11 protein-coding genes are annotated in these 9,282 nt (G+C 68.7%); 3 read left to right on the top strand and 8 right to left on the bottom strand.

The window, feature by feature from the left end; all coding sequences use genetic code 11:
* The coding region (locus tag AC3WPZ_RS26560) for an MFS transporter (protein WP_492442352.1) at positions 1–605 on the top strand (605 nt) is incomplete at its 5' end.
* Positions 606–615: 10 nt separating this feature from the next.
* Here the strand turns inward: AC3WPZ_RS26560 and AC3WPZ_RS26555 are convergent.
* The 3 genes from AC3WPZ_RS26555 to AC3WPZ_RS26545 are packed head-to-tail and all read right to left on the bottom strand — an operon-like array spanning position 616 to position 1,937.
* Positions 616–939 (bottom strand): ATPase with chaperone activity, encoded by a 324-nt coding sequence (locus tag AC3WPZ_RS26555; RefSeq protein ID WP_100054371.1) that lies wholly within the window; start codon positions 937–939, stop codon positions 616–618.
* Positions 940–951: 12 nt separating this feature from the next.
* A complete protein-coding gene (locus AC3WPZ_RS26550; RefSeq protein WP_382324509.1) occupies positions 952–1,590 on the bottom strand; it encodes an ATPase in 639 nt (212 codons plus the stop codon).
* The gene (locus AC3WPZ_RS26545; protein ID WP_382158332.1) at positions 1,587–1,937 is read right to left on the bottom strand and encodes a TA system antitoxin ParD family protein; all 351 of its coding nucleotides are present in this window, start codon (positions 1,935–1,937) and stop codon (positions 1,587–1,589) included. The genes AC3WPZ_RS26550 and AC3WPZ_RS26545 overlap by 4 nt, the downstream gene beginning before the upstream one ends.
* Before the next feature lie 88 nt (positions 1,938–2,025).
* Here AC3WPZ_RS26545 and AC3WPZ_RS26540 point away from each other — a divergent pair, with 88 nt between their 5' ends.
* The gene (locus AC3WPZ_RS26540) at positions 2,026–2,715 is read left to right on the top strand and encodes a DUF1294 domain-containing protein (protein ID WP_382324507.1); all 690 of its coding nucleotides are present in this window, start codon (positions 2,026–2,028) and stop codon (positions 2,713–2,715) included.
* A gap of 3 nt (positions 2,716–2,718) precedes the next feature.
* On the opposite strand, the gene AC3WPZ_RS26535 is transcribed toward AC3WPZ_RS26540, so the two are convergent.
* The 5 genes from AC3WPZ_RS26535 to AC3WPZ_RS26515 all read right to left on the bottom strand — a co-directional run bounded on the left by AC3WPZ_RS26535 (position 2,719) and on the right by AC3WPZ_RS26515 (position 7,974).
* On the bottom strand, positions 2,719–5,061 hold the full coding sequence (locus AC3WPZ_RS26535) for a YgiQ family radical SAM protein (RefSeq protein ID WP_492442350.1): 2,343 nt from the start codon (positions 5,059–5,061) through the stop codon (positions 2,719–2,721).
* Positions 5,062–5,127: 66 nt separating this feature from the next.
* Entirely contained in the window at positions 5,128–5,733 is a 606-nt protein-coding gene (locus AC3WPZ_RS26530; protein WP_492442348.1) for a GAF domain-containing protein, read from the bottom strand.
* A gap of 24 nt (positions 5,734–5,757) precedes the next feature.
* Positions 5,758–6,210 (bottom strand): MarR family winged helix-turn-helix transcriptional regulator, encoded by a 453-nt coding sequence (locus AC3WPZ_RS26525; protein WP_382158340.1) that lies wholly within the window; start codon positions 6,208–6,210, stop codon positions 5,758–5,760.
* Positions 6,200–6,397: a hypothetical protein gene (locus tag AC3WPZ_RS26520; protein ID WP_291121934.1), complete on the bottom strand. Its 198-nt coding sequence runs from the start codon at positions 6,395–6,397 to the stop codon at positions 6,200–6,202. The genes AC3WPZ_RS26525 and AC3WPZ_RS26520 overlap by 11 nt, the downstream gene beginning before the upstream one ends.
* Positions 6,394–7,974: an FAD-dependent monooxygenase gene (locus AC3WPZ_RS26515; protein ID WP_492442346.1), complete on the bottom strand. Its 1,581-nt coding sequence runs from the start codon at positions 7,972–7,974 to the stop codon at positions 6,394–6,396. The genes AC3WPZ_RS26520 and AC3WPZ_RS26515 overlap by 4 nt, the downstream gene beginning before the upstream one ends.
* Positions 7,975–8,109: 135 nt before the next feature.
* Between AC3WPZ_RS26515 and AC3WPZ_RS26510 the strand changes: the two genes are divergently transcribed.
* Positions 8,110–9,024: a crotonase/enoyl-CoA hydratase family protein gene (locus tag AC3WPZ_RS26510; protein ID WP_492432053.1), complete on the top strand. Its 915-nt coding sequence runs from the start codon at positions 8,110–8,112 to the stop codon at positions 9,022–9,024.
* Positions 9,025–9,282 lie beyond the last annotated feature (258 nt).

The following is a 9,282-nucleotide window of genomic DNA, read 5'->3' as shown; positions in this document are numbered from 1 at the left end:
AGCCAGCCCGCAACGCGGCGCCACCCTCCCCCGATGCGCCCGCACCGCAGGCACCGCCGCACCGCTGGACGGCCGGTGTGCTGGCCTATGTGTTCGCCGCCACCTGGTTCGTGAGCACGGCCATGGCGGCGCACCTGCCGGCCCTGCTGATGGCCGGGGGTGCCACCCTGGCCGGCGCGGTTGCCATCGGCGCCCTGGTCGGGCCCGCGCAGGTGGCGGGCCGGCTGCTGGAGTTCGGCCTGCTGCGGCGGCTGCACCCGGTGTTCGCCGCGCGCGCCGCGGCCCTGGGCCATCCCCTGGGGGTCGCCTGCTGGATGCTGCTGGGCCCGGTGGCCGGGCCGCTGTTCGCCATCCTGCACGGCGCGGGCAACGGCATCATGACCATCGCCAAGGGCACGCTGCCACTGGTGTACTTCGGCCCCGCGGGCTATGGCCGGCGGCAAGGCCTCATCATGCTGCCCTCGCGCCTGGCGCAGGCTTTTGCGCCGCTGGTGTTCGGCGCCTGCCTCGAGCGCTGGGGCGAAGGCGCGCTGTGGATCTCCAGCGCACTGGGCCTGAGCGCCTTCGCCTGCCTGGTGTGCCTGCGCGCCACCAAGTCGCGCTGAGTCGCGGCCGTCAGGCCACGGGCGCACCGCCCTCGGGTGCTCGCCAATCCAGCAGTTCGGCCAGGCGGTGCACCACCCACACCGACTCGGCCTCGCTCACCACCGTGGGCTCCACCCGCAAACCCTGCAGGCAGCGCGCGAGCACGTCGGCCTCGGTGATGCCGAGGCCGAATTCCATGTTGCGCGCGGTCTCGGTGAGCATCTGCGCCATGTCCTCGCACAGCTCATAGCGCGCGGCCAGCTCGTCGCGCGGCAGGCTGGGTTTCTGGCGCCCGGGCGCCACATACAGCGCCAGGAAGGACGGGGGAATTTCGATCTGCGATTCGTCGGACATGCCGCACTGTAATCAATGGGCGGCGGCCGGCGGGCCTTCGGGCACCTCGGCCAGCAGTTGCTCGGCCCAGGCCGGCCAGCGCACCGGGTTCTTCCACAGCGCGCGCCCGGCACGGCAGCGCGCCACCAGGCGCGGTGGCTGCACCACGCGGTTGCGCGGGCCGGAGGTGTCGTACAGCAAGGCCAGGTCGGCGAGCGCGACCGCCTTCGCCAGGTTCGCCAGCGTGCGCGGGTAACGCGCCAGGATGCGCTCGGGCGGCACGCTGTGGCCGCCCTCGCTTTCGCGCTGCTGCACGCGCGCGAGCAGTTGCCGCGGTTCGTCCACGCAGACCACCAGCAACACGACCGCGAAACCGGCCGCCTTCGCCGCCGCCAGCAGATCGAGCTTGGACGGGTGCGAGAAGACAGTTTCGCTCACGAAGGACTCACCCGCCGCCAGGCAGGCCGCGCGCTGCTGGTCGGCCCATTGCCGCGCCATCTGCGAACGCTTCAACGGGTGGCTGATGTGCTGCAGGTGCGCGGCCTCGTGCAGGTCGGCGTTGACGAACTCGGCCTCGGGCGGGATCAGCCCGGTGGCCAGCGCGGCCCGGTACAGCGTGGACTTGCCGGCACCGTTGGGGCCGGCGAGCAGGTAGAAAACCGGCTGGGTCACGCGGCGCGGCGAGCGGCCGGTGCCTTGCTGCGGTTGTCGAGCACGGTCTGGCGCACGGCCTGGGCCAGGCGGCCGCTGGATTCGGCGGCCAGGAAGCGGGCCTCGATCGCATCGACCGGATCGGCCGCCGCCTCGGCGTGGCGGGCGGCGGCGTCGTACCGGGCGATGGCTTCGCGGGCTTCCTGCACCGTCAGGCCCGTTTCTTCGGCGATGCGGCCCAGCGTGGCCCAGTATTCGATCTGGCCCGCCACCGAGCGGCGCTGGGGCTGCGCGGCCTCACGCGCCTGCCGAACCAGGCCGGCGGGCAACTTGACCGAGGAAAATGCGCTGCTGCTGGAAGACGACATGGAAATCTCCTGGATGGCGCATTTTGCGCCATTTCGGATACCATGGCAACCGAGCGGATTTTCCACCCGACACCTTTCACACGCGATCATGAAAAAACAGGGAACCGTGGTGCGCTGGGACAGCGAGAAGGCCTTCGGCTTCATCCGCTGCCCACAGATCCCCGCCGACGTCTTCTTTCACCTGCGCGATTACAGCGGCCCGTCCAAGCCGCGCGAAGGCATGCAGGTGATGTTCGACGACATCCACGTGGGCGGCAAAGGCCCGCGCGCGCTGTCGGTGGAGCCGGCCCGCAACGCCATCGTCACCGAGGCGCCCGCGCCGCCCCCGCCGCCGGCCGGCGCCGAGCTGCTGCCACCCCGCCAGCCGGCGGCCCGCTCGCGCTCGCAATGGCAGAAGCGGCGCGAGGAACGCCCCTTGTGGATCGGCCTGGGCCTGATCGCCTTCTGGCTGCTGCTGTGGCTGGTCGGCATCGGCATGGGGCGCTTCCCCTGGGTGATCCTGACCGCCGTGGTGCTGATCAACCTGGTCACGTTCTACATGTACTGGCGCGACAAGCACGCGGCCATCAACGAAGTCCAGCGCACGCCCGAAGACTGGCTGCACGGCCTGGCCGTGGCCGGCGGCTGGCCGGGCGCGTGGTTCGCCCAGCAGATCCTGCGCCACAAGACGAGCAAGCGGCCGTTCCGCCTGATCTACTGGGGCACGGTGGCGGTCAACATGCTGGCCCTGCTGGCCTGGATCCTGTGGCCGGCGTTCCTCGGCGCGCCGGCCGCCTGAGTTTCAGCGCGGCTTGCGCTTGCCCGCACTGGCCGGCGCGGAACCGGTGACACGCGGCGGCAGGCCGGTGTGCTGCGTGAGCAGGCGGCCCTTGCCCGGCTGGGCGCCCGGCACCTTGTTGCCCACCGGCGTGCTGTTCTTGCGGCGCGCGCTCTGGTAGCTGCCGTCCGTCATCGGCTGGAAGGTGGGGATGAGGTGGTGCTTGCCGTTGCCGATGAGGTCGGCGCGGCCCATGGTCTTGAGCGCTTCGCGCAGCAGCGGCCAGTTGTTCGGGTCGTGGTAGCGCAGGAAGGCCTTGTGCAACCGGCGGCGCTTGTCGCCGCGCACGATGTCCACGCGCTCGGCGCGGTCGTCGCGGTGGATGCCCTTGAGCGGGTTCAGGTTGGTGTGGTACATGGCCGTCGCGGTGGCCATGGGGCTGGGGTAGAAGGTCTGCACCTGGTCGGCGCGGAACCCGTTCTTCTTGAGCCAGATCGCGAGGTTCATCATGTCCTCGTCGCTGGTGCCCGGGTGGGCCGCGATGAAATACGGGATGAGGAACTGCTTCTTGCCCGCCTCTTCGCTGAACTTCTCGAACAGCTGCTTGAAGCGGTCGTAGCTGCCGATGCCGGGCTTCATCATCTTCGACAGCGGCCCGCCCTCGGTGTGCTCGGGCGCGATCTTGAGGTAACCCCCCACGTGGTGCTGCACCAGCTCCTTCACGTACTCGGGGCTCTTGACCGCAAGGTCGTAGCGCAGGCCCGAGCCGATCAGGATCTTCTTGATGCCGCGCAACTCGCGCGCGCGGCGGTAGATCTTGATCAACGGGCCGTGGTCGGTGTGCAGGTTGGAGCAGATGCCGGGGTAGACGCAGCTGGGCTTGCGGCAGGCGGCCTCGATCTCGGGCGACTTGCAGCCCAGGCGGTACATGTTGGCCGTGGGGCCGCCGAGATCGGACACCACGCCGGTGAAGCCTTCCACCTTGTCGCGGATGTCCTCCACCTCCTTGATGATGGACTCCTCGGAACGGCTCTGGATGATGCGGCCCTCGTGCTCGGTGATCGAGCAGAAGGTGCAGCCGCCGAAACAGCCGCGCATGATGTTCACGCTGAAGCGGATCATTTCCCAGGCCGGGATCTTGGTCGCGCCGTCGTGCCTGCCGTGTTCGTCGGCGTAGGCCGGGTGCGGGCTGCGCCCGTACGGCAGATCGAACACGTGATCCATCTCGGCCGTGGTCAGCGGGATCGGCGGCGGGTTGATCCACACGTCGCGCGCGGTCGTGCCTTCGCCGTGCGCCTGCACGAGCGCGCGCGCATTGCCAGGGTTGGTCTCGAGGTGCAGCACGCGGTTGGCGTGGGCGTAGAGCACGGCGTCGCTCTTGACCTGCTCGTAGCTGGGCAGGCGGATCACCGAGCGTTCGCGCGGAGGCACCTTGAGCCGGCCCTTGCCTTGCAGCGCGGGGTTGGGCACGAACTTCAGCGTCTGGATGGCCGGGTTGACCTCGGCCGGCGCCGCGGCGGCCTCGCCCTCTTCCTTGGCGCAGCTCTGCCCCTGGGCCTGGGCCTGTTCGCTGGTGGTCTGGTAGGGGTTGATGTGGCTTTCCACGCGCCCGGGCGTGTCGACCTCGCTCGAATCGATCTCGATCCAGCCCGCGGCCGTCGGGTCGCCGGGCCGGCGCACGAAGGCGGTGCCGCGCACGTCGGTGATCTGCTCGATCGGTTCGCGCGCCGCGATGCGGTGCGCCACCTCGACCAGCGCGCGCTCGGCGTTGCCGTACAGCAGCAGGTCGCACTTGCTGTCGACCACCACGCTGCGGCGCACCTTGTCGCTCCAGTAGTCGTAGTGGGCGATGCGGCGCAGGCTGCCTTCGATGCCGCCGAGCACGATGGGCACGTCCTTGAAGGCCTCGCGGCAGCGCTGGCTGTAGACGATGGCCGCGCGATCGGGCCGCTTGCCGCCCACGTCGCCCGGCGTGTAGGCGTCGTCGCTGCGGATCTTGCGGTCCGCCGTGTAGCGGTTGATCATGGAATCCATGTTCCCGGCGGTCACGCCCCAGAACAGGTTGGGCTTGCCCAGGGCCTTGAAGGCCTCGGCGCTGGTCCAGTCAGGCTGGGCGATGATGCCCACGCGAAAGCCCTGCGCCTCCAGCACACGCCCCACCACGGCCATGCCGAAGCTGGGGTGGTCCACATAAGCGTCGCCCGTCACCAGGATGATGTCGCAGCTGTCCCAGCCCAGCTGCTCCATTTCGGCGCGGCTCATCGGCAGGAACGGCGCCACGCCGAACCGCTTGGCCCAGTAGGGGCGGTAGCTGGTGATCGGCTTGGCGGCGCGCGCGAAGAAGGAGACGTCGATGGGGGCGTTCATGGGGCTGGCACAGACCCGGAGCGCGGGCGGCTGGAAAACCCGTGATTTTACGGGCCCACCCCCTTTTCAGGGGCCTTCAACCCCATTCCCCTTCATTTGGGCCTGAGCTGCCATTCCGGCGCCGACTCGGGCGCCTTGGCGCACCACGCGCCGCTGATCGAGCTTCTGGGCCGCCAGCCGGGCCGTGAACTCCAGTTTCTTCAGGTCTTCCGTGTTGGGCTTGTCCTGGGGATGGAAGCTGAAGCAGCACAGCGTGCCGTAGATGTCGCCGTTCTCCAGCACGATGGGCGTGCTGATGTGCGTGCCGATGGGAAAAGGCACGCTCCTGAGCAATTCCGAGGCGAGCGGATGGGCCGAGGCATCGGCGATGAACCTGGGCAGGCGGCCATCGACCACACGCTGGCACCAGGAGCGCTCCAGCGGCTCCGAGCCGCCTTCGCCGATCACGGGCGAGTCGGGCGCCTGGGACACATGGCGGAACACGCGCTGGCCATCGGTGAATTCGGAGACGAACACCACGTCCATCTTCATGCGTTCGCGCAGCAGGCGCAGCACGTCGGAGACGGCGTTGTCGATGAGTTCGTCGGAGCCGTCGGAGGTGGCCACCAGCAGTTCGGTGACCTGGACCAGAAGGTCGTCGGCTTTGTAGCCGAGATCGTTGAGCGGATTCATGCCGCTTTTATAAACCGCGTCAGGTCACTCGCTGGCGCAGTCCTTCCGGGAATGGGCAATCAGTCGGTCAAAAAATGTTTCCAACTGTCGCTGCTCGTGCGCGGACAAGCAACCAAAGATGTCGGCATTGCGCTGCGCGATCAGGCGCATCACCTTCTTCCACAGGGCCCGCCCGCTGCGCGTGGGCACCAGCACCACACCGCGCGCGTCCGCGTCGCTGGTGGACTTGAGCACCAGCTCGCGGTCCACCAGCATCTGCGCCGCCCGGCTGGCCTGGGCCTTGTTCAGGTTGGCGCGCGCCGCGAGGTCGTTCACCGACAACGGCGCGAATTCACCGATGGCGGCCAGGCAGCGCGCCTCGCTCACACCCAGGCCCATTGCCGCGTAGGCCTCGCTGCTGTGGCGGTCGGTGATCTTGTTGAGCTTGTGCAGGCGGTAGGTGAGGAAGTCCTGCAGCGAGGTGGTTTCAGCGCCCATGGTCCGTCCCCTCCCCGCTTTGCGCCAACGCGTTCGCGATCAGCGGCAACACCTGCTCGGCGCGCTCGAAGCGGCTCATGAGCGAGAGGCTGAGCATGGCGAGGAACATCGGCGCGCGCGCCTCGCCGACTTGCGAGAGCGCCTCGCAGACGGCGCTGTAACTCTGGTCGAGATCGGTATCGGTCATGCGAACACTCCGGTGTCTTTCAGGACGGCGCGCAGGGGCGCGGGGTCCAGGCCGTGCCAGCGGCCCATCACGTAGCCGTCGGGCCGCACGAGCACCAGCGCGGGTTCATCCGGACGGCGCAGGCCGTAGCGCCGCCAGGCCTGGCCGAGGGTGTCGATGTCGGGTGGTATCTCCAGCACCGTGACACCGGCGTCGCTCAGGCCAGGGCCCGCGCCCCCGAAAGCCAGGCACACGAAACCCTGGCCGAACCTGCCACTCAGATGCCAGGGTGCGGCCCCCTGGCCCTGCAGCAGGGCTTCGGGGGCGGGCGCGCCGGGCCGCGCGCGGTCGTCCGCCCATTCGCCGGCCTGCGCCGCGTTCAGCGGCGAGCCCACGTAGGTGATGGGAGAGGACTGGCGCGGGTTGATCAGCGAGCGCACCTGCTCGTCGCTCACCGCCAGGCGCAGCGTGGCCTCGCGCATGAGCTGGTAGGCGAAGTTCGGCGGTGCCATGAACTCGGTGCTCTTGGCGCCGTAGGCGATGTTCTCGCGCGTGGCGTGCACGCGCTCGGTGGAGTAGGAGTCGAGCAAGGCGTCGGGCGATTCGCCGCGCAGCACGCGGGCCAGCTTCCAGGCCAGGTTGGCCGCATCGTCCAGGCCCGAATTGAGTCCTCGCACACCGAAGATGGGCACCAGGTGCGCGGCATCGCCGGCGAAGAACACACGGCCCTGGCGGTAGCTCGGCAGCGTCAGGCACTTGGCGTTGTAGATCGAGATCCACAACGGTTCCCAGGGCTCGTTCTCGCCGATCATGGCCAGGTGGCTGCGCACACGCGGCAACACGTTCTCGGGCTTAACCGCCTCCACCGGGTCTTCGTCGTCGCGGATCTGGTAGTCGATGCGCCAGACGTCGTCGGGCTGGCGGTGCATGAGGATGGTGGAGCCGGGGTTGGACGGCGGATCGAACCAGGCCAGGCGCTCCACCGGGCGCTGCGTCTTCTGCACCACGTCGACGATCACGTACTTGCCGTCGTACTGCGTGCCTTCGAGCTGCAGGCCGAGCTGCTCGCGCACCGTGCTGCGGCCGCCGTCGCAGGCCACGACGAAGCCGGCCTGCACCGTCTGCCGCCCCTGCGGCGTGTCCACCTCCACCTGCACGCCATCGGTCTGCGGGCGCACCGCCACCACGCGGCTGGCCCAGAGCACGCGCGACGCCTCGCCCTGTGCCTGGGCGGCCTGGTGGGCGAACGCTTCCACATGGAACTGCTGGATGTTGACCATGGGCGCGAAGCGCTGGCTGGGTTCGGCGGGCATCTCGAAGTGCAGCACCTCGGTGTCGCGCCAGTGGCTGCGGCCGCCTGTCCAGCTCAGGCCCTTGGCCATCAGCGGCGCATCGGCACCCACCCAGCCCAGGATTTCCTGCGACCGCCGCGAGATGCAGATGGCGCGGCTGCCGGTGCAGTAGCCCTCGTCGGCTTCGATCACGAGGTGGGCGATGCCCTCGCGCGCGAGCAGGGCCGAAAGGGTCAGGCCCACGGGACCGCCGCCGGCGATCAGCACGGGAATGGAAGAAGGCAATTCTGGGTTCATGGCGTTCATATGGTTGCGTGCGCAACTTTATCCATTTTCGGTTGCGTGCGCAACCATATGGAATCGATACCACTGTCTCCGAGGCAACTGCGGCAGGCCCGGGTGCTGCCTATCATGGGGAAAACAACTCCAGGAGACATGACCATGCCCAGCTTCAACACCCTGCGCATCGAGAAGGATGCGAACCAGCCGCGCGTCGCGCGCCTGCTGCTCAACCGCCCCGAACGCCTCAACGCCATCAACGACGAGACGCCGCGCGAGATCCGCGCCGCCGTGGAATGGGCCAATGCCGACGACGAGGTGCACGTGATCGTGGTCGAAGGTGCCGGCAAGGGCTTCTGCGGCGGCTACGACCTCTCGATGTTCGGCGAGGGCGAAATCGACCACCCCTGTCAACAGGAGCGCCACCCCTGGGATCCGATGGACGACTACGCCTTCATGAAGCGCAACACCGAAGACTTCATGGCGCTGTGGCGCAGCCCCAAGCCCACCATCGCCAAGGTGCACGGCGCGGCGGTGGCCGGCGGCAGCGACATCGCGCTGTGCTGCGACCTGCTGGTGATGGCCGATGACGCGCGCATCGGCTACATGCCCACGCGCGTCTGGGGTTGCCCCACCACCGCGATGTGGACCTACCGCCTCGGCGCCGCGCGCGCCAAGCAGATGATGTTCACCGGCAACGTGATCGACGGCCGCACCGCCGCGGCCTGGGGCCTGGCCAACGAGGCCGTGCCGGCCGACCAGCTGGAGGCCACCACCATGCAACTGGCCGAGCGCATCGCGGGCGTGCCGCGCTCGCACCTGGCCATGCACAAGATGGTGGTGAACCAGGTCATGCTCACCATGGGCCTGGAACAGACGCAGCAGATGGCCACGCTGTTCGACGGCATCACGCGCCACAACCCCGAGGGCCTGTGGTTCCGCCGCCATGCGCAGGAAGCGGGCTTCAAGGACGCGGTGCAATGGCGCGACAGCGGCCGGCCGATTCCCGAAGGCGACGAAGCGCGCGCCTTGATCCGCGAGATGGAAAACCGCAAGAGGTCATCCCCGAAAAAATGAAACCGCATGTACGGTTCATCTCGTTACCCCTCTTACGGAACGGCCGAGAATGTAATCGGCCTGCCGCTTAGCATGACCGCTTCATTTACAGAAGGAGCTGGCATGGCACTGCATTTTGGCAAACGAGACGATCAACCCAAGACCCTGAACACCGGCATGGCCACGCAACGTTACGGCCAGCCCGCGAGCAGCAGCACCAGCGCCTCGCAGGCCCAGCCACAGACCCCGGCCCCCTCCACCCCCGACCTGGACCTGGCC

This window comes from Hydrogenophaga sp. FW305-3-2-15-A-LB1, from assembly GCF_058787875.1.
The sequence above is the reverse complement of the archived record's forward strand: the minus strand, read 5'-3'. Positions and strand labels throughout refer to the sequence as shown.

Bases quoted from the DNA above. Each gene is read 5' to 3' on its own strand.
- AC3WPZ_RS26555 (WP_100054371.1), bottom strand. From the start codon at position 939: ATGTCCGACGAATCGCAGATCGAAATTCCCCCGTCCTTCCTGGCGCTG.
- AC3WPZ_RS26545 (WP_382158332.1), bottom strand. From the start codon at position 1,937: ATGTCGTCTTCCAGCAGCAGCGCATTTTCCTCGGTCAAGTTGCCCGCC.
- AC3WPZ_RS26540 (WP_382324507.1), top strand. From the start codon at position 2,026: ATGAAAAAACAGGGAACCGTGGTGCGCTGGGACAGCGAGAAGGCCTTC.
- AC3WPZ_RS26535 (WP_492442350.1), bottom strand. From the start codon at position 5,061: ATGAACGCCCCCATCGACGTCTCCTTCTTCGCGCGCGCCGCCAAGCCG.
- AC3WPZ_RS26530 (WP_492442348.1), bottom strand. From the start codon at position 5,733: ATGAATCCGCTCAACGATCTCGGCTACAAAGCCGACGACCTTCTGGTC.
- AC3WPZ_RS26525 (WP_382158340.1), bottom strand. From the start codon at position 6,210: ATGGGCGCTGAAACCACCTCGCTGCAGGACTTCCTCACCTACCGCCTG.
- AC3WPZ_RS26520 (WP_291121934.1), bottom strand. From the start codon at position 6,397: ATGACCGATACCGATCTCGACCAGAGTTACAGCGCCGTCTGCGAGGCG.
- AC3WPZ_RS26515 (WP_492442346.1), bottom strand. From the start codon at position 7,974: ATGAACGCCATGAACCCAGAATTGCCTTCTTCCATTCCCGTGCTGATC.
- AC3WPZ_RS26510 (WP_492432053.1), top strand. From the start codon at position 8,110: ATGCCCAGCTTCAACACCCTGCGCATCGAGAAGGATGCGAACCAGCCG.